Source organism: Mesorhizobium sp. P3_A10, from assembly GCF_056403175.1.
The window spans coordinates 989,005-1,006,924 of sequence record NZ_JBFUFZ010000001.1 but is presented as its reverse complement, the minus strand read 5'-3'; the positions used below and the strand labels follow the sequence as shown (position 1 = coordinate 1,006,924).

Sequence of the window (17,920 nt, the reverse complement as noted above, 5' to 3'; positions counted from 1 at the left end):
TCAGTCAGTCAGGCCATAGAGGCGTGTGCGAAACGCCACCTTGTCTTTCAAATATGTGGTTTTCAGAACGTCCACAACATGCGATCGCCAGGCGTCGCTGTAGCCGTCATAGTCCCTGTAGAAGCCCGGCTTGTTGAAGACATAGCGCGAGACGAAGTCCTGCGGCACGAAATCCGAGATCAGCTGATTGGTCAGCCAGGCATCGGGATGATCGGGCTTGGCCCGGATCACCAGGAAGCGCTGCTGCGGAAACACGTCGTCGATCTTGAGATGGCCAAGCTGGGAAATCTCGCGCTTGGCAGCGTTGAGGAAGGGGAAATTGCCGTCCCTCGTGATCAGGTCGGCATGGCCGTGAATCCAGGTCTGCAGCCAGACCTTGTCGACGTCGGTCAGATTGCGGTCGGGCTCGGAGTCGCGGATCAGCGCGCGCACCACCATTTCGGCGCGGTGCTCAAGATAGCCGGAGGTTTCGATCCACGAGGCGCGCGGCAGTTCGATGCGGCCGGTCGAGGCGAGGAACTTGAACACCTTGTCGGCATCGCTGATCGAGATGTAGCTCACCTGCCACGGCCGCGAGCGGCGGAAGCCGGGTGCAGCCGGATCGCTGATCACCGTCGTCATGTCGGGATCGACGAAGACGTAGAGGCCGCCGAAATGGCTGGTCCAGTAAGCGTTGTGGCGGAAGATCACCTGATCGGGCACCAGCGCATTCTCGCGGATGTCGCCACAGATCTTGGCCAGCTCCATCATGCGGGTAAGCATGGTGTTGTCGCGCCAGGCGTCTGGTTCCTGCTTCAGCCGGTCGACCAGCTTGCCGAGCTCGGCCGCCTTGCCCAGCACGTCCTCCGCCGACAGTACCTTGAACTCGACCTGGCTGATCGACAACAGGTCCTCGATGTCGTTGACCTTGGGGACAGAATCCTCGATCTCGCCGTAGATCACGTCCTTGATGGTCAGCGCGTCGATGGCGCGCTGGTTCTTCGACATGAACTCGAACATCAGCTGCGAGGTGTTCGAAAAGGCGGTGTGGACCACCGGCAGGTCGATCTGCGACGGCGTCAGGATGATGAAGCGGCGATTGACCTCGTCGGGATCGAGATAGTCGTAATCGCCGCATTCCTCGGCCACTTCTGGCGAAAAACCGGTGCGATCGATCTGGAAGCTCTTCAGCTTGGTTGCTTTGAGCCCGAAGGCCACCATCGCCTTGTTGTAGCGCTGGATCAGATGCGGTTCGTCAACCGTCAGCAGCCGGCCGTAGATCAGCTCATTGTCGCGGAGAAGGTCGGGTTTTTTGGCGGTTTTCACTCTTCCTTCTCCCCGTTTACGGGGAGAGGGGGGCGGCGGCGCATTTCACGCATTCCACAGCCCCTTTTTCTTCATCTCCTCAATTTCGCGCACCGCACGGTCGCGCAGGCGGGTGTCGCGGATCATCTTGGTGACCGCGGCATCGTCGGACTTGTCGGAATAGCGGAACTCCGAGTCGGCGTAGCGGTTGACCTCCTGCATGACCATGTCCATCGAGAACGGGCCGCGCAGTTCCTCGATCATCGCCTTCTTGTCGTCGTAGCCCTTGTGCATGAAGGCTTCCGGCTTCTCGAACCACTCATCCGGCAGTTCGATGTCCATGGCGCGCATCTTGATCGCGTCGGTGACGTTCTTGATGGCGCGGCCGGTGAAGCGCGGCTCGGCATCCTTGATCATGTGCAGATAGGTGCCGATGTCGGTCATCGATTTCGGCGCGCCGTTCTCCTTCATGTAGCGCTCGTAGACCTTGATCAGCCCGTCTTCCTGCGGCTTTTCATGCTCTTCATAGGCTTCGGTCACCGCGCGCTGGATTTCCTGGGCGGCATAGAGCTTGTGGTCGCCAAGCGGAATCTTGTGGTTCTTGCCCGCCAGCAGGACAAAAATGTCGATGTAGTCGTCGCGGCTCTGCGGCCCGTCGACGAGCCAGCGGGCGCCGGCGCGCTGGCGCAGCGCGTCGTCGACGTTCTCGGGGTAGTTGGAAAACATGCCGAACGCGCAGTTGCCGCGCACCACGGTGCCGGCGCCGGCAAAGGCGTCCATCAAGACGCCGGTGATTTCCTGCTGGCCGGCCGAGGCACGGTCATCGGAGCGCCTGGCGGCAACCTGGTCGATGTCGTCAATGGTACCGAAGCCGATGACGCGCGGGTTCAGCACATTGTTGATGAACTGGCGGCAGTTCTGGCCGGATTTGCCCTGATAGGAAGAGATCTGGTCGACGCCGAAATTCTCGTAGGCGAAGGGGTAGCCGGCGACCTGGCAGTAATTGTTGACGAGGCCGGCGATCATCTGGATCAGCGTCGTCTTGCCGGTACCGGGCGCGCCGTCGCCGATGAAGGTGAACAGGAAGCCGCCGAGTTCCACGAACGGGTTCAGCTCGCGCTCGAAATCATAGGCCATCAGCATCTTCGCCAGCTTCACCGACTGGTATTTGGCGATGTGGTTGCCGACGACCTCTTCCGGTGTCTTGAAGGTCATCACCAGCGGTTTCGACCGCTTGCCCGGCGCGACGTCAAAACCGTCGAGAGTGAAATCGTCGGCATCGATGCGGATATGGGCGTTCTCGAACGGGCCGATGCCGTCGAAGCGGCCCTTGCGCGCCAAAAGTCCGTCGATGGCGACGCGGGCAAAGGCGCGTGCCCGTGTCATCAGGTCGGCATCGTCCTTCGAGCCGGTAATCGCCTTGTCGAGACCGGCCACGATCGACTTAACCGCGTCCTGCGGCGTGTCGAACAGGAAGTCCGGCTCGGGGATGTCGTTCGGCGCCTCGCCGTCGCTGTCGACCAGCTGGAACAGATAGGAGGCAAGGCTGAAGGCCGAAATGTAAGCCGAGGCTGACAGAAGCTTCTTGAAGGTCGTGGCTTCGTCGCCTTCGAGCGGGGCGCGGGTGTTCTTCGCCTGCAGGCTCTTAAGGTCGGAGCCTTCGGCGAAGACATCGGAAATGGCGAGCGCAATCGCCAGGCCGCGCCGGGCGCGATAGAGCAGCGTGTGCTGCGGGATGCTCATCAGCTGATCGTCGGGATGGATGGCGGCGACGGTCTTGGCAAGCTCGACTTCGCGCGTGCGCCGCACCGAGCCGACAGAGACGGTCGAGACAAAACGGCGGTTGGTGCCGGCAAGCGCGGTGCCGGATTCGCGTGAAGGATCTTCCAGAACGACGACGCGGGTGATGAAGCTCTGCGCGGTAGCGCGGTGCTTTTCGATTGCGGCTTCCGGGATGGTGGTCAGGCCGGTGTCCATGAAGGATGCTCCGTGGTGTGACGGTCAGACGTCTGAGATGACCTGCCCGTTTGACAGGATGTGGACCTTGTAACCGGAAAAGATCTTTTGTGCCTCGCCGGCGGCGTAGAGCGCCTGATAGGCCTCGTGCGGGATCAGCGCGTGGTTCTCGTAGCTAGAGACACCCTGGCGCGCGGCTTCCAGATCGTCGGTGTTGATGAAGAACTCCTGCGTCGTCTTCTCGCTTGAGAACAGGCCTTTGCGGCCGGGCTTTTCGCCCTTCGAATAGACTTCCTGGATGGTCCAGGTCAGCAGCCAGGCGTTTTCCGGCTTGCGCACCTTGGCCAGCACTTCCGTGACCGTCGAGTTGTTGTCGGTAATGCCTGCCGAATAGAAAGGACCGAGCACGACGCGGCGCAGCTGCTTGGGGTGCAGCGGCTCGAAATCCTTGTCGAGATTGACTGCGATGGTCGCCGGCGACAGCGTGTAGGCGGAGTTCTTCTCGGTGAAATCGTCGAACCGATGGGCAAGCTCGGGATTGAGCAAGCCGTCGACGGGCAGCGGAATGTCGACTTTGTCGTTGAGCTTGCCGCTGCTGTCGACGAGCTGGCGGATCATGTCTTCGGAAGAATCCTCCACCGTCACCATGTAGACCAGCGGCAGGTTGGCACTGCCGTCGAAACTGGCCCAGTGGACGAGATAATAGGGCCACCCGGTCTTCGGATTGACCGAGACCTTTGCCGTCTGCGCCAGCGAGAAGGGGCCGAAGGTCTGCTCGCTCTTGACGTCCTCGAGGTAGAGCCGCTCGGCCATCGACTTCTGCAGCGCCTCGGGGAATTCCTTGTGGCGCAGGATGAAGTCGGCCATTTCCTCGCGCAACTCGCCGGCCAGCGGGATGTTGGCGAGGCGGCTGTCGGCCTGACGGCGGTCGTTTTCCAGTTCGAGCAGGTTCTGGAACACCGGAAAACCGCTTTCGGCGCGCGAAATGCGGAACGTGTCCATGAAGCCTAGCCGGTTGCGCCAGCAGGTAAAGGACTTGTCCAGCCGCGCAATATACTCGGCAACGATCTTGGCGACGATGCCGTGCCGGTAGAGCGGCGAACGGTCGTCGCGCATGAACACTTCAAGGCCGCTGAGTGCAGCAGTGATCGCGGAGAAATAGCGGGCCGCCGCTTCGTTTTCGGGGGTCATGATACTCGCCCCAAGGAGGTGCCCGGCACCCCCCTCTGTCTTGCCGGACATCTCCCCGTCGAGGAGGGAGATCGTTTGTGGCTTGGGCTCTCGCCACCCTTCAACTCCGCAGAAACATGCGAGGCGTCAGAACTGCCAATCTCCCCCCTTGAGGGGGAGATGTCAGGCAGGACAGAGGGGGGCGTCAAGGAACGCGACACTGGCGAGTGCTGCAATGCGGTTACGACTGCACGTAGTTTGCCGAATTGTGCTTCTTCATCACCTCATCGAAGCGGCGGGCAAACGCATCGTCGGCCAGCTTCTTGCGGCGCTGGATGTCGCCGCTGGCCACCATGTTCTTCTCGTGCATTTCGAGGAGATCGCCAATGTGCTTCTGGGAGGCGGCGCCAATGCCGGCCATGGTCTCTTCGGCGGTGTTGTCGACCTGGCTGCCCAGCGTGTTGATCTTGTGGGCGACGTCCTGCTGGGCCGCGGTCTTCAGCGAATCTTCCAGCGCCTTGTAGAGCACGATGCGCTGCTCGGTATCGATGGTCAGCTTGTTGATCAGCGTCGACTGCGCGGCAATCTGGTTGTTGAGCGAATCGACGAAGGTCTGGAACATCGAGGTGTAGCGCTCGAGTGTCTGGCTTTCGGCCAGCAATTCCTGCTCCTTGGCCTGCTTTTCGTTGTATTCGGTGGCCAGTTTCGAGCGCTCGCCCTCAAGCTGCGTGCGCTCCTTCTGGCTGGTCGACGCCGCGATCTTGTTCTCGATGTCGAGCAGAAGCGGATTGACCTCCTCGATGCGTTTCTGCACGGCTTCGAGGTTGGCCATGGTCACCTTGCGGCGCTCGATCACCTGCGCCAGGCTGGCCTCGGAGGTCTTATAGCGCTGGTCGAGAACTTCCTTTTGCGCCTTTAGGATGCCGACGATGGTGTCGGATTTCGCCAGCAGTTCCTGCAGATTGCCGGCCAGCGACATGTTGCGCACGCGATCGGTGCGCATGCGCTGCTTGCTCTGGGCGGAGAAGACGCCGACGAGATTTTCCCAGCCGGTGTAATTCTTCATGCTTTCGAATTCGGCGCCGAAGACGTTGGTGGCGTCCTCCAGCCCGATGATCAGGTCGGCGATGTTGCCTTCCATGACCTTCTGCTGCTTCAGCACATCCTCGATGCGGGCGTTTTCGATGTCGAAATTGGCGTCGCCGATCTTCTTGTCGGCTGTGGCCAGCGTATCAAGCACGGTGCCGGACTGCTCGATCTTGGTGCGCATGTCCTGCACGACCTGCTTGGTCTTGGCAATTTCGGCATCGAAATTCTGCAATGTCGCCATAGGGGCCTCCCGCTTCGGCATCAGTTTCGTGTCGGCGCGAATATATGTGGGGCATCCGGGGAATGAAAGACGCAAGACAACAGAGGGCACGAAAACAAAAGAATTCGCTCCACTCTTGAAACACAATGGAACCGTGAACATGCCATGATTTTCGGATCGACAGGCTGCCATTGGCCTGTGTGGGCGGCTGATCTGGTGGCCCCCGACGGATTCTTGCTCATCCTCTGCGCCTGCATTGCCGACTTCAAGCCAGCCCTGGGCCGCGTTTCGCGCCGTCACGCTGACGGGCGGGAGAAAAGCCGCCGCCACCATCGCCGCGAGCGCTTCTCCGCTGCACGGATCTCGCCGTGTTTCTCAAAGGGAATGCCATATCTGCCGCAGTGCAAACAGCTAAAGTCACGGCCGCAGAGATCTTCCCAGCACTGAACGTCCCTGGTCAGCGCGAGGCCGATGCGCTCCAGATGAAGGTTGCGAGAGCCCTTGATCAGGATCAGCTCATCCGGGCGTTGGGTGGCCCTGATATGATCGGCGGCTTTGCGCACCGAGTGCATTTCGTGGAACCGGCCGCTGTTGCGGTCCTCATCCGAGGGCGCCGCGCGATGTGCATGCTCACCGATAAAAATGATCTCCTGGGCGACGGCTCGGGCGTCCCGGTATGCCATGCGGTAGGCTTTGCTGGCCTTGCCGGCATAGTCGGCAATATGACCGAGCACCACGCGCTTGTGGGGCACCTGAGCCCGATCCAAGGCGGCGAAGGCCAACCCGAGGGAATGGAGCGGCGCCTTGATCGTGTCGATCAGGAAGGTCGGCCCGTGCGGGACCTCCAGCACGCCGCAGCGGTTGAACAGGGGCTCGAAACGCGCAACCCGTTCGCCGATGCGCTCTGGATCGAGGCCTAGTTCGATGGCACTCGCTACGGCCGCCGCTACGGGCAGCCAGAAGTGCTCGGCGATGAAGCGCGTATGCAAGTGAAGGGAGCCGCCGGGCCAAGTCAGACGCATTGTCAGCCGCTGCGGGAAGGCGGCGTGGATGTCGGTGGCGCGGTAACGGGCCTGGTCCCCGCGCCCGAAGGTTACGACGCGCGCCGCGCTTGCTGCTGCCATCGCCACGACACGCGCGTCATCGGCATTGAGCATGGCCAGGCCCTCGGGCGGAAGCGACTGGACCAGCGCCTGCTTTTCGGTAGCGACGGCGTCGGCGCCGCGAAAGATGGCTCTGTGTTCGTCGGCAACCAAGGTGACGACCGCGACGTGCGGCTTGAGCAGCGATGCCATCGCTCCCACGCGGCTTTTGCCGCCAGCGGCCACCTCCACCACCGCGTAGTCGGCGTCACGTGACAGACGTCGGAGCCCTTCGACAAGGGGTTTGAACGTGTTGCCATGGGTCTGCTTATGGACGCGTCCTTGCGAGTCGAGGATAAAAGCCAGAAGTTCTGCCGTCGTCGTCTTGGCCGAACTCCCGGTAATGCCGATCACCATGGCCTTGCTGCGCCGTCGCCGCCGGCGCGCGAGCTCGACATGACAACGCTTCCTGATGGCGCGAAAAGCAGTTCGCGTCCGTCCTGCCCGGTCCAGGCCGAGCATCAGCGTCGCCCGCTCGGCAACGGTGCGCATGAAACGATGCCCTCCGGTTCGACACCGTGGGGCACTCTGTGCGTGCGCAGCGCCGCATGCAACCCCTTGCATGTCGCGTACGCAGCGCTGCCGCGGCGATGGTTCAGGGCTTCGGGTCTGCCTTCAGATAGGCGATGACATTGGCAATGTCATCATCGTTGCTAAGACCGCCAAACGCCATCCTGTTGCCGGGCACTTTCAGCTTGGGAGCCCTTAGATATTCGGTGAGATTGGCCTCGTCCCAGACAAGGCCTGCGGCGCCCGCGCTTGTCATAGCTTCCGAGTAGTGGCCGAGGAAGCTTGCGGCGGTGCCTGCGGTGCGGCCGACGACACCCAGCAGATGCGGGCCGACCTTGTCGCGATCGGTCGCCGCCTCGTGGCAGGCCATGCACCGGTTGAAGACCTTTTTGCCGAGCGCGGCGTCGCCATCCGCGTGCGCGGCAAGGACGCCAAGAAGAAATGCTGCTGCAAACGAAACGGCTCGAAACATGGCTGACCCCGATGAGTTCTGGTTGGAGCACAAAATAGGACCGAGGCCTTAACAAACGCAGCTTCAGAGCTGGTGCGCTACCATTTCCGCGACTGCTTGCCGGATCGCCATTTCGATCGTCGTCGTCAGGCCTTGATGAAGCCGATGAAATCGTCGGGCGCGGCGCGGCCCATTTCTTCTTCCCAATGACGGCGGCAGAGCGAGACATAGACGTCCTTGCCGATCGCCACCTGTTCGCCTTGCCTGGCCACCTTGCCGTCCGGGCCGAGACGCACAACCATCGTCGCCTTGCGGCCGCAGCGGCAGATGGTACGCACTTCGCGCAGATCGTCGGCGATGGCCAGCAGCGCGCGCGAACCGGAAAACAGCTTGCCCTGGAAATCGGTGCGCAGGCCGTAGCACATGACCGGGATGTTCAGCCGGTCGGCAATGCGGGCGAGCTGCCACACCTGCTCCTCTTCGAGGAACTGCGCCTCGTCGACGAAGACGCAATGCACCGTCATGTGATCATGATGCTCGGCGACGCGGGCGAACAGATCGTCGCCATCGCGAAACATTTCGGCTTCGGTCTCCAGGCCAATGCGCGACGAGATCAGCCCGCTATCGCCCTTGCGGTAGTGGCCGGCAACGAACAGCATCGTCGTCATGCCGCGTTCGCGGTAATTGTACGACGCCTGCAGCAGCATCGTCGTTTTGCCGGCGTTCATCGTCGCATAGTTGAAGTAGAGCTTGGCCATGCCGTCCTTTTAAGCCGAGTTGTCGCCGCGCGGGGAGGGGGCGCCAGCGCCATTCCCCTGAAAAAGCTGCCTTCCATCAAAAAAGCGGCAGACGTGTCGCTCATCGGCCAGTCCGCGCCGTTGATCGTGATTGCCTTGGCGCTTGAAACCGCACCAGAATGGTGTTTGGCTGACGAAACAAGGCGGAGACAAAAACCGTAACTTCGCTTCGCCAAGAAATCGAAATGGGAGAATATCAATGTCGCGTATGAATTCCCTTGTCGCTGGCCTCGGCCTGGCGGCTTTGCTGTCCACCAGTGCTGCCTTTGCCGGCGATGCGGAAAGCTGCAAGACCGTGCGTCTTTCGGATGTCGGCTGGACCGATATCCAGGCAACCACCGGCGTCGCCTCGGTGCTGCTCACCGCACTCGGCTACGAGCCGAAGGTGATCCAGCTTTCGGTGCCGGTGACGATGGCGTCGCTGAAGAACAAGGATCTCGATGTCTTCCTCGGCAACTGGATGCCGTCGATGACCAACGACATCAAGGATTATACCGCCGACGGCTCGGTCGAGACCATCAGCGAAAACCTCACCGGTGCCGGCTACGGCATCGTCGTGCCGACCTACGTCGCGGACGCCGGCGTCAAGACGCTGACCGACCTCGGCAAGTTCAAGGATAAGTTCGACGGCAAGATCTACGGCATCGAGGCCGGCAATGACGGCAACCGTATCATCCTCGACATGATCAAGAACCCGGCCGACAATCTCGAAGGCTTCGAGCTGGTCGAGTCCTCGGAGGCCGGCATGCTGACGCAGGCCGAGCAGTCGATGAAGAACAACGAATGGGTCGCCTTCCTCGGCTGGACGCCGCATCCGGTGATGGGCGCCATGAAGATCACCTATCTCGACGGCATGGGCGACACCGGCTTCGGCGCCGCCACCGTGCACACCAATGTGCGCAAAGGCTACACCACCGAATGCCCGAATGCCGGCAAGTTCATCGCCAATCTGAAGTTCAATCTCGACATGGAAGGCGAGATGATGGACGCGATCCTGAAGGGCGCCGATGCCAACACGGTCGCGACCGACTGGCTCAAGAAGCACGCGGACGCGGTCGCTCCGTGGATCGCCGGCGTGACCACCTTCGACGGTGGCGACGCGGCGGCGGCGGTCAAGACCGCACTCGGAAGCTGAGCCGACTGAATTCGGCAAGGCCGAACCAGGAAGGGCAGTCACTGTAGAAAGGGCTGCCCTTTTTCATATCCTGTGACAAGATGACCGTACGGCAAGGACGGCGACTGCCAAAGAGGGGTAAGATGGATCCAATTTCGAAATTCCTGGTCAGCTACAAGATCCCCATAGGCGCCTGGGGCAAGGCTTTCTTCGGCTTCCTCACCGACAATTTCGACACCATCTTCAGGGCCTTCTCCAACGGCCTCAATTTCCTGCTCGACGGCATCGTCGACGGACTTCTGCTGGTGCCGCCCGTCATCCTCATCGCGCTGATTGCGCTGCTCGCCTATTTCCTGCAGCGCTCCAGGGGCCTGGCCGTGGCCGTCTTCATCGGACTGCTGTTCATCCTCAACCAGAACCTGTGGAAGCAGACGGTGGAGACGCTGGTTCTGGTGGTTGCCGCCGCCGCCGCCTCGATGGCGATTGGCGTGCCGCTCGGCATCTGGGCCGCGCACAAGCCGAAGGTCTACCGCATCATGCTGCCGGTGCTCGACCTGATGCAGACGCTGCCGACCTTCGTCTACCTGATCCCGGTGCTGACCTTGTTCGGGCTCGGCAACGCGCCTGGCCTCATCGTCACCATCATCTTCGTCATCCCGACCTCGGTCCGGCTGACGCATCTCGGCGTCACCTCGGTGCCGAAATCGATCGTCGAGGCCGGTGAGGCGTTCGGCGCCACCAAGAGCCAGCTCTTGTGGAAGGTCGAATTGCCCTCGGCACTGCCGACCATCATGGCAGGCCTCACCCAGTCGATCATGCTGTCGCTGTCGATGGTGGTGTTCGCGGCGCTGATCGGCGCCGGCGGTCTCGGCACCGAGATCAACCGGGCGTTGGGTTCGCGTAGGATCGACCTTGGACTTGAGGCCGGCCTCGCCATCGTCGTGCTCGCCATCGTACTCGACCGAATGACGCGTATTGGCGTTGGAGGCAAGAAATGACCGTCGCCGTTGACTTTAGAAATGTCGATATCGTCTTCGGCTCGGATCAAGCCGGTTCTCTGGCGCTGATCGACAGCGGCGCCACCCGCGCCGAAATCCTCGAAAAGACCGGCAATGTGCTTGGCTGCGCCGGCGCCAGCCTGACCGTGCATGAGGGCGAGATTTCCGTCCTGATGGGCCTGTCCGGTTCGGGCAAGTCGACGCTGCTCAGGGCCGTCAACCGGCTCAACGTCGTTTCGCGCGGCCAGGTCCTGGTCAAGGATGGCGACGGGACGGTCGACGTCGTCACCTGCGATGAGGTGACGCTGAGACGGCTGCGGCAGAAGCAGGTCGCCATGGTGTTCCAGCAATTCGGCCTGTTGCCGTGGCGCACGGTCGAGGAGAATGTCGGCCTCGGCCTCGAGCTCGCCGGCATGCCGGAAGCCGAGCGCAAGCAGCGCGTCAAAAAACAGCTGGAGCTGGTCCATCTCGACCAGTGGGCGAAGAAATACGCGCACGAGCTTTCCGGCGGCATGCAGCAGCGTGTCGGCCTGGCGCGCGCCTTTGCCACCGAAGCGCCGATCTTGCTGATGGACGAGCCGTTCTCGGCGCTCGATCCGCTGATCCGGACAAAGCTGCAGGACGAGTTGCTGCAGCTGCAGGCGGAGCTGAAGAAGACCATCATCTTCGTCAGCCACGATCTGGAAGAAGCGCTGAAGATCGGCACCCACATCACCATCATGGAGGGCGGACGCATCGTGCAGACCGGCGCGCCGGAAGACATCGTGCTGCGCCCGGCCAACGACTATGTCCGCGACTTCATCGCCAATGTGAATCCGTTGTCGGTGCTGACGGCCTGGAATGTGATGCGCGACCGCCGCGACCTCGAAGAGAGCAAGGATGGCTGGGTGTGGCTCGACCGGCGCAAGACGACGCGCTTCAAGATCGATGAGCACGGGCTGGTGGCGGCGGCCGAGCGTGACGGCAAGCCGGCGGTGTGGGTGTCCTGCGCCGATGTCGAGGCGCAACCCGAGGAGACGGCGCAGGTGTTCTGGGCCAACCCCGGGACGTCGCTGAAGACCGTGATGCTGGCCATGCACCGTTCGCAGACCGCGCCCGTAGCGCTGTTCGACGACCAGTCGCGCTTCGTCGGCGCGATCGGGATCAGGGACGTGCTGAGCGCGGTGTTGCGGCGGTAGACCGCTGGCCACGCTTTTCCGAAAATCGATTCCGATTTTTCGGGCCGGTGCGCTAGGGTAGCGTCGCAGCCGAATGGACGGTTGCGCCTGCCATGGGTATCAGAATGCAGCGGGGCATGTGGCAAGAATGATCTTCCGTCAGCTCTTCGATTCCGTCTCGGGCACCTATTCCTACCTGCTTGCCAGCCGCCTGGGTGGCGAAGCCCTGATCATCGATCCGGTGCTGGAGAAGGTCGACCGCTATCTCCAACTGGTGCGCGAACTCGACCTCAAGCTGGTCAAGGCGGTGGATACGCACCTGCACGCCGACCACATTACCGGCCTCGGGGCGCTGCGCGACAAGACCCATTGCGTGACAGTGATGGGCGAGCAGACCAAGGCCGACGTGGTCTCGATGCGGCTATCCGACGGCGACAAACTCGGCATTGAGGGGCTGTCGCTCGACGTCATCTACACGCCCGGCCACACCGATGATTCCTACAGTTTCATCTTGCCGGACCGGGTGTTCACCGGCGATACGCTGCTGATCCGCGGCACCGGCCGCACCGATTTCCAGAATGGCGATCCGCGCCAGCAATATGAATCGATCTTCGGCCGCCTGCTCAAGCTTCCCAACGAGACGCTGATCTATCCGGCACATGACTACAAGGGCGAGACCGTCTCGACCATCGGCGAGGAAAAGGCCTTCAACCCGCGCCTGCAGGTGAAGTCGATGGACGAGTACGTCGAGATCATGAACAACCTCAAGCTGGCGAATCCCAAGATGATGGATGTCGCCGTGCCGGCCAACATGAAGGTTGGGCTGCATCAGGAGGAGATTGCGCGGCGCGGCTGGGCGGTCAGTGCCGAGCAGGCATTCGCGCTGGTGGGAAAGCCTGATATCGCGCTGATCGACCTGCGCGAGCAATCCGAGCGTGAGCGGCACGGCGTCATCCCGGGGGCGATCCATCTGCCCTATACGAGGTTGCAGGAGAACATTGCCGCGGGCGGCATGCTGCACGAACTCGCGAGGTCAACCAGCAAGCAACTCTTGTTTTATTGCGCCTTTGGTGAGCGCTCGGCGATGGCGGTTCAGGCCGCACAGGACGCCGGGATTGCCGACGCCCGCCACATCCATGGCGGCATTGACGCCTGGACGAAGGCGAGTGGCCCGCTGGTGCATTAGCGACGGCTGCCTTTGGCGATCAATTCAACCCGATGCGCTTGGCGGCCAGCTTGAACAGGGCTTTGGCATCGGGTTCGAAGCGGAAGGTGCCGATGAAGTCGTCGGCACGATAATCCGGAAGCGTCTTGCGGATGGCAGTGGCGAATGTGCGCGCCTCGTCAAGCCGCCCTGCCAGCGCCAGGCAATGGGCGGCGATCGCCAGGATGATGGCATGGGCGTTGGGCCGGGCGGCCGCCTTCAACGCCCAGTCGGCGGCCTCCTCAAACTGGCCGAGGCGGACATGGGCCATGGCGCGCGCGCCCAGCATGCCGAACAGCAGCGGATCGAAGGGGCTGAGATGCCGCGAGTGGTCTGATGAGCCGATCGCGGCCTTCGGGTCGCCCGACTGCGAATGCACGAAGGAAAGCGCGTAGTGGCCGAGCGCGAAATTGGGGCTCAAATCCACGGCTCTTTCCAGCTCGATCAGGGAGCCGTCATGCTCGCCGCGCAGCCACAGCGCGCGGCCCATGGCCCAGTGGGCGGCCGGATTGTGATCGTCGACCAGAAGACTTTGCCCGGCGGTTTCGAAGGCCATGGCGCTTTCCTGATCGCGGTCCCCCCAGCGCTGAAAGGCATTTTGCCAATGGGTGAAAGACAGGCCGGCATAGGCGCGGGCAAAGGTCGGGTCCAGCTTCAAGGCGATGTCGAAGAAATGCCGGGCCTGCTCGTTTTCGGTGCGGGTGAAACGGTACATGTGCCAGAGGCCGCGATGATAGGCTTCCCAGGCATTGAGCGAGTTGGGCGCTTTCAGCATGGCGCGGTTGCGCTCGACCGTCTCGACCTCGGCCGAGATCGACGAGACAATGCTGTTGCCGATATCGTCGAGCACGGAAAAGATGTCGTCGGGCCTGCGCTCGAACGTCTCGGCCCAAACGATCCTGGCGGTGCGCACCTCGACCAGTTCGACCGCGACGATGACGCGGCCTGCCAGGCTGCGCACGGTGCCGGTGGCGACATAATCGACATTCAGCCTGCGGCCGGCATCCTCCGGCGCGATGTTCTTTTCAGCCAGCGCAAACACCGAGCCACGGGCAATGACGAAGAAATCCCGGAGCTTGGCGAGGCGGGTGATGATGTCATGGGTCAAGCCGTCGGCCAGCCCACCGCGAGCGCCGCCGGCGTCTTCGGCGAACGGCATCACGGCAAGTGATGCCTTGTGGGACGTTGCCGTTTGGGAACCGGCAAGCACGATCGGACTCTGGTTCGGCGCGGGTTGGGCTGCCGGCTGTGCCGGCACAATCGCACCGGGCCGTTCCGCGCGAATGGCCAGCCACGCCTGGCGCACAGGACCGAAATCCAGCTCTTCCGATTGGAACAGCGCTGCGGCGGCGGCAAGATGGTCCTCGCAGGCGCCGAATTGGCCGCGCCGCGCCAGTCTCGTCAGAAGCGCGATGTGGGCGCAGCTGTCGAACGGGGTCAGCTCCAGCCATTTTTCGAGATGGGCGGAGACATCCTCGGACTCGGCCGGGAGCGTCGTGACCAGATGTTCCAGTATGACCGCGTGGCAGGAGCCGAATCGGCGGCGCTGCGCGGTCAACCAATTGTTGAAGAGCGGGTTGCGGTCGATCTCCAGCCCTTCGAGGAAATCGCCGCCGACGAGCTTCGACAGGGCCTGCAGCCGCTCGGTATCAAGCTTTTCGATTCCCGCAGCAGCCGCCGCCGCGACATCCAGCGCGTCGACGCACATGCCGTCGAGGTCAAGCGCGATCGTATCGTCAGCGGTTTCGATCCTGCGGCGGCCCGGCTGGTCGAGAGCGGCCCGCAATTTGCTCAGACACCAGCGAAGCTCGCCTCTGGGGTCATTTGGAACATCCCACAGCAATTCGCACAGCTTACCACGCCCGACTGGATGGGGCGCTAGCACCAGATAGGCGAGCAGCGCACGCAGCTTGCGCGATGCCGGCAAAGCCACAGGAACTCCGTCGCGCACAATTGCCAGCGGCCCGAAAAGCCGCACGAAAAGGCCTTTCTGGCCATTGGCCTGGCTCGATTCCACGCCTGTTTCCACGCCTGCTCCCACGCTGGCCCTCCAGTCCTTGCTTTATCACCGAACACGACAAAGTGCACCGGCTCGCAAAATATGCGCGCCGAATGTGGTGTTTACCACATTGCGGCACGTCAAGGACCTGTAGTGCGGCAAGGTGTCGAAATCTCGCCGCCCAAACCGCCGGTGTGTAACCGGCCCGTGAGCAAAACCAGGAGTTCATCCATGTTGCATCAGCAGAAAATCAGAACCACGGCCGGCCGCGGCCGCCTGTTCGACAGCATTCTCGACACCGTCGGCGACACGCCGGTGATCCGAATAAACAATCTCGGCCCGGACCATGCGACGATCTATGTGAAGGCCGAGTTCTTCAATCCGGCCGCATCCGTGAAGGACCGGCTGGCGCTCAACATCATCGAGGAAGGCGAGCGCAGCGGCACGCTGAAGCCGGGCCAGACCATCGTCGAGGCAACCAGCGGCAACACCGGCATCGGCCTTGCCATGGTCTGTGCGCAAAAGGGCTATCCGTTGGTGGTGACGATGGCCGACAGCTTTTCCATCGAACGCCGCAAGCTGATGCGCATGCTGGGCGCCAAGGTGGTGCTGACGCCGCGGGCGCAGAAGGGTTTTGGCATGTACAAGAAGGCGGTCGAGTTGGCCGAAGCCAATGGCTGGTTCCTGGCCCGCCAGTTCGAGACCAAGGCCAACGCCGCCATCCACGAAGCGACGACGGCACGCGAGATCATCAACGATTTCGCCGGATCTCGGCTCGATTGCTTCGTCACCGGCTACGGAACCGGCGGCACCGTCGTCGGCGTGGCGCGCGTCCTGCGCCGCGAGCGGCCCGAGACCCGCATCGTGCTCACCGAGCCCGCCAACGCCCAGCTTGTCGGCAGCGGCAAGGCGCAGGAGCGCGGCGTTGGTGGCGCGCCGAGCGCCAGCCACCCGGCCTTCGAGCCGCACCCGATCCAGGGCTGGACCCCGGATTTCATCCCCAATGTGCTGCAGGAGGCGATCGACGCCAGCCTCTATGACGAGGTGATGCCGATTGCCGGACCGGAGGGCATGAAATGGGCCAAGGCACTGGCGCAGAAAGAGGGTATTTTCACCGGCATATCCGGCGGTTCCACCTTCGCCGTGGCGCGCCAGATCGCGGAAAAGTCACCGGCCGGCTCGGTCATCCTGTGCATGCTCCCCGACACTGGCGAGCGCTACATGACGACGCCGCTGTTCGATGGCATCGAGGCTGAGATGGACGCCGACGAGATTGCGCTTTCGCAGTCGACGCCCGGCTGCCAGTTCCCGGCGTGACCGCGGCATATCGGGAGCGACCGGCATGGATGCGACGCCTGGATTCACCGCCACGACCGGCGAGGAAACGCTTGACCCCCGCGACTGGGCCGATGTGCAGGTCCTGTCGCATCGGATCGTTGATGATGCCGTCGCCTACCTGCGCGACGTCAGAGAACGGCCGGTGTGGCGGGAGATGCCTGGAGATGTGACGGACTTCTTCACAGCACCCTTGCCGCAATCGCCAACGCCGCTCGTGGAAGTCTATGGCGACGTCGTCGACAAGGTGATGCCCTATCCGATGGGCAACATCCATCCGCGCTTCTGGTCCTGGTACATGGGGTCGAGCAATTTCACCGGTGCGCTCGGCGATTTCCTGGCGGCAATCCAGGGCTCCAATCTCGGCGGCGGCAACCATGCCGCCGCGCTGATCGACAGCCAGGTGGTCGACTGGTGCAAGCAGATGTTGGGCCTGCCGGCTTCGGCCAGCGGCACGCTGGTCAGCGGCGGCTCGATGGCCAACATCATCGGGCTGACCGTGGCGCGCAACACCAAGGCGGGCGTCGACGTGCGCGAGCATGGCGTTGCCGCCATCGAGAAGCCGCTGCGCTACTATGGCTCGGACCAGCTGCATTCCTGCCATCGCAAGGCAATGGAAGCGCTTGGCCTCGGCAACCGGGCACTGCGCCGCATTCCGACCGATGCCGACCTGCGCATCGATATCGCCGCCTTGCGGGCGGCGATATCGGAGGACCGCGCGGCCGGGTTCAAGCCGGCCTGTATCATCGGCAATGCCGGCACGGTGAACACCGGGGCGATCGACGACCTGCAGGCGCTTGCCAAGCTGGCGCATGAGGAAGACGCCTGGTTCCATGTCGACGGCTGCATCGGCGCTTTGATCGCCATCGCGCCGGAAAATGCCCACCGCGTCGCTGGTATCGAATGGGCCGATTCCGTCGCGCTCGATCCGCACAAATGGTTGCACGCGCCGTTCGAAGCCGGCTGCGCCCTGGTCAGGGACGCTTCGGCGCATCGCAAGACGTTTGCGGTGACCCCGGAATATCTGGAATCGACGCCGCGCGGCCTCGCGTCGGGACAATGGCTGCATGACTACGGCCTGCAGACGTCGCGCGGGTTTCGCGCGCTGAAAGTGTGGATGGCGCTGCGGGAACACGGCATCGAAAAGTTCGGTCGGCTGATCGACCAGAACATCGCGCAAGGGCACTATCTCGCTGGGCTAATCGAAGCCGAACCGACGCTGGAGCTGACTGCGCCGACCAGCATCAACATCGTCTGCTTCCGCTACCGGCCCGATGGCATGTCCGAAGACGGGCTGAAGGCGCTGAACACCGAGATCATGCTGCGGCTGCAGGAAGAGGGGACCGCCGCCATTTCCGACACGACGGTGCAAGGCCGGCATTGTCTCAGGGTGGCGATCAACAACCACCGCACTCGGCGCGAGGATCTCGACCTTCTGGTGCGCGAAACAGTCCGCATTGGAAAAGACATCGATGCTGCAGCACCGGATTGAAG

14 protein-coding genes are annotated in these 17,920 nt (G+C 62.6%); 6 read left to right on the top strand and 8 right to left on the bottom strand.

Features of this window, described 5'->3' with window-relative positions; all coding sequences use genetic code 11:
* The 7 genes from AC1DXU_RS04870 to AC1DXU_RS04840 form a co-directional block, all read right to left on the bottom strand.
* A complete protein-coding gene (locus AC1DXU_RS04870; RefSeq protein ID WP_477365013.1) occupies positions 1 to 1,305 on the bottom strand; it encodes a DUF6638 family protein in 1,305 nt (434 codons plus the stop codon).
* Positions 1,306 to 1,350: 45 nt separating this feature from the next.
* Positions 1,351 to 3,261: an AAA family ATPase gene (locus AC1DXU_RS04865; RefSeq protein ID WP_477365010.1), complete on the bottom strand. Its 1,911-nt coding sequence runs from the start codon at positions 3,259 to 3,261 to the stop codon at positions 1,351 to 1,353.
* Between the two features lie 24 nt (positions 3,262 to 3,285).
* Positions 3,286 to 4,431, bottom strand: coding sequence for a hypothetical protein (locus AC1DXU_RS04860; protein ID WP_477313020.1), 1,146 nt, complete (start codon positions 4,429 to 4,431; stop codon positions 3,286 to 3,288).
* Between the two features lie 220 nt (positions 4,432 to 4,651).
* Positions 4,652 to 5,740: a hypothetical protein gene (locus tag AC1DXU_RS04855; protein ID WP_477365008.1), complete on the bottom strand. Its 1,089-nt coding sequence runs from the start codon at positions 5,738 to 5,740 to the stop codon at positions 4,652 to 4,654.
* A 275-nt stretch (positions 5,741 to 6,015) separates the two neighbouring features.
* Positions 6,016 to 7,353, bottom strand: a complete 1,338-nt coding sequence (locus tag AC1DXU_RS04850) for a Mur ligase family protein (protein ID WP_477365005.1) — start codon at positions 7,351 to 7,353, stop codon at positions 6,016 to 6,018.
* Positions 7,354 to 7,456: 103 nt separating this feature from the next.
* Positions 7,457 to 7,843, bottom strand: a complete 387-nt coding sequence (locus AC1DXU_RS04845) for a c-type cytochrome (protein WP_477313014.1) — start codon at positions 7,841 to 7,843, stop codon at positions 7,457 to 7,459.
* Between the two features lie 125 nt (positions 7,844 to 7,968).
* Positions 7,969 to 8,580 carry a thymidine kinase gene (locus tag AC1DXU_RS04840; protein ID WP_477365002.1) on the bottom strand — a complete coding sequence of 204 codons (612 nt, stop codon included), beginning with the start codon at positions 8,578 to 8,580 and terminating at the stop codon, positions 7,969 to 7,971.
* A gap of 238 nt (positions 8,581 to 8,818) precedes the next feature.
* Between AC1DXU_RS04840 and choX the strand changes: the two genes are divergently transcribed.
* The 4 genes from choX to AC1DXU_RS04820 all read left to right on the top strand — a co-directional run bounded on the left by choX (position 8,819) and on the right by AC1DXU_RS04820 (position 13,074).
* The gene (gene choX, locus AC1DXU_RS04835; protein WP_477364999.1) at positions 8,819 to 9,754 is read left to right on the top strand and encodes a choline ABC transporter substrate-binding protein; all 936 of its coding nucleotides are present in this window, start codon (positions 8,819 to 8,821) and stop codon (positions 9,752 to 9,754) included.
* Between the two features lie 122 nt (positions 9,755 to 9,876).
* Complete coding sequence (choW, locus tag AC1DXU_RS04830; RefSeq protein ID WP_477313008.1) at positions 9,877 to 10,731, top strand: choline ABC transporter permease subunit; 855 nt, start codon at positions 9,877 to 9,879, stop codon at positions 10,729 to 10,731.
* Positions 10,728 to 11,909, top strand: coding sequence for a choline ABC transporter ATP-binding protein (choV, locus tag AC1DXU_RS04825; protein ID WP_477313006.1), 1,182 nt, complete (start codon positions 10,728 to 10,730; stop codon positions 11,907 to 11,909). Before choW ends, choV begins: the two co-directional genes overlap by 4 nt.
* A 127-nt stretch (positions 11,910 to 12,036) precedes the next feature.
* Positions 12,037 to 13,074 (top strand): MBL fold metallo-hydrolase, encoded by a 1,038-nt coding sequence (locus tag AC1DXU_RS04820; RefSeq protein ID WP_477364997.1) that lies wholly within the window; start codon positions 12,037 to 12,039, stop codon positions 13,072 to 13,074.
* Between the two features lie 19 nt (positions 13,075 to 13,093).
* Here AC1DXU_RS04820 and AC1DXU_RS04815 read toward each other — a convergent pair whose 3' ends face one another.
* A complete protein-coding gene (locus AC1DXU_RS04815) occupies positions 13,094 to 15,109 on the bottom strand; it encodes a transcriptional regulator (RefSeq protein ID WP_477364995.1) in 2,016 nt (671 codons plus the stop codon).
* 213 nt (positions 15,110 to 15,322) lie between these two features.
* On the opposite strand from AC1DXU_RS04815, the gene AC1DXU_RS04810 reads away from it, so the two are divergent.
* Together AC1DXU_RS04810 and AC1DXU_RS04805 are read left to right on the top strand one after the other, a co-directional pair.
* A complete protein-coding gene (locus tag AC1DXU_RS04810) occupies positions 15,323 to 16,408 on the top strand; it encodes a PLP-dependent cysteine synthase family protein (RefSeq protein ID WP_477313000.1) in 1,086 nt (361 codons plus the stop codon).
* A 25-nt stretch (positions 16,409 to 16,433) separates the two neighbouring features.
* Positions 16,434 to 17,918: a pyridoxal phosphate-dependent decarboxylase family protein gene (locus tag AC1DXU_RS04805; RefSeq protein WP_477364993.1), complete on the top strand. Its 1,485-nt coding sequence runs from the start codon at positions 16,434 to 16,436 to the stop codon at positions 17,916 to 17,918.
* Positions 17,919 to 17,920 lie beyond the last annotated feature (2 nt).

What these genes read in the sequence shown, in the direction of transcription:
- AC1DXU_RS04860 (WP_477313020.1), bottom strand. Translation starts at nt 4,431, where the DNA reads ATGACCCCCGAAAACGAAGCGGCGGCCCGCTATTTCTCCGCGATCACT.
- choW (WP_477313008.1), top strand. Translation starts at nt 9,877, where the DNA reads ATGGATCCAATTTCGAAATTCCTGGTCAGCTACAAGATCCCCATAGGC.
- AC1DXU_RS04865 (WP_477365010.1), bottom strand. Translation starts at nt 3,261, where the DNA reads ATGGACACCGGCCTGACCACCATCCCGGAAGCCGCAATCGAAAAGCAC.
- AC1DXU_RS04820 (WP_477364997.1), top strand. Translation starts at nt 12,037, where the DNA reads ATGATCTTCCGTCAGCTCTTCGATTCCGTCTCGGGCACCTATTCCTAC.
- AC1DXU_RS04805 (WP_477364993.1), top strand. Translation starts at nt 16,434, where the DNA reads ATGGATGCGACGCCTGGATTCACCGCCACGACCGGCGAGGAAACGCTT.
- AC1DXU_RS04850 (WP_477365005.1), bottom strand. Translation starts at nt 7,353, where the DNA reads ATGCGCACCGTTGCCGAGCGGGCGACGCTGATGCTCGGCCTGGACCGG.
- AC1DXU_RS04845 (WP_477313014.1), bottom strand. Translation starts at nt 7,843, where the DNA reads ATGTTTCGAGCCGTTTCGTTTGCAGCAGCATTTCTTCTTGGCGTCCTT.
- choV (WP_477313006.1), top strand. Translation starts at nt 10,728, where the DNA reads ATGACCGTCGCCGTTGACTTTAGAAATGTCGATATCGTCTTCGGCTCG.
- choX (WP_477364999.1), top strand. Translation starts at nt 8,819, where the DNA reads ATGTCGCGTATGAATTCCCTTGTCGCTGGCCTCGGCCTGGCGGCTTTG.
- AC1DXU_RS04840 (WP_477365002.1), bottom strand. Translation starts at nt 8,580, where the DNA reads ATGGCCAAGCTCTACTTCAACTATGCGACGATGAACGCCGGCAAAACG.
- AC1DXU_RS04855 (WP_477365008.1), bottom strand. Translation starts at nt 5,740, where the DNA reads ATGGCGACATTGCAGAATTTCGATGCCGAAATTGCCAAGACCAAGCAG.
- AC1DXU_RS04810 (WP_477313000.1), top strand. Translation starts at nt 15,323, where the DNA reads ATGTTGCATCAGCAGAAAATCAGAACCACGGCCGGCCGCGGCCGCCTG.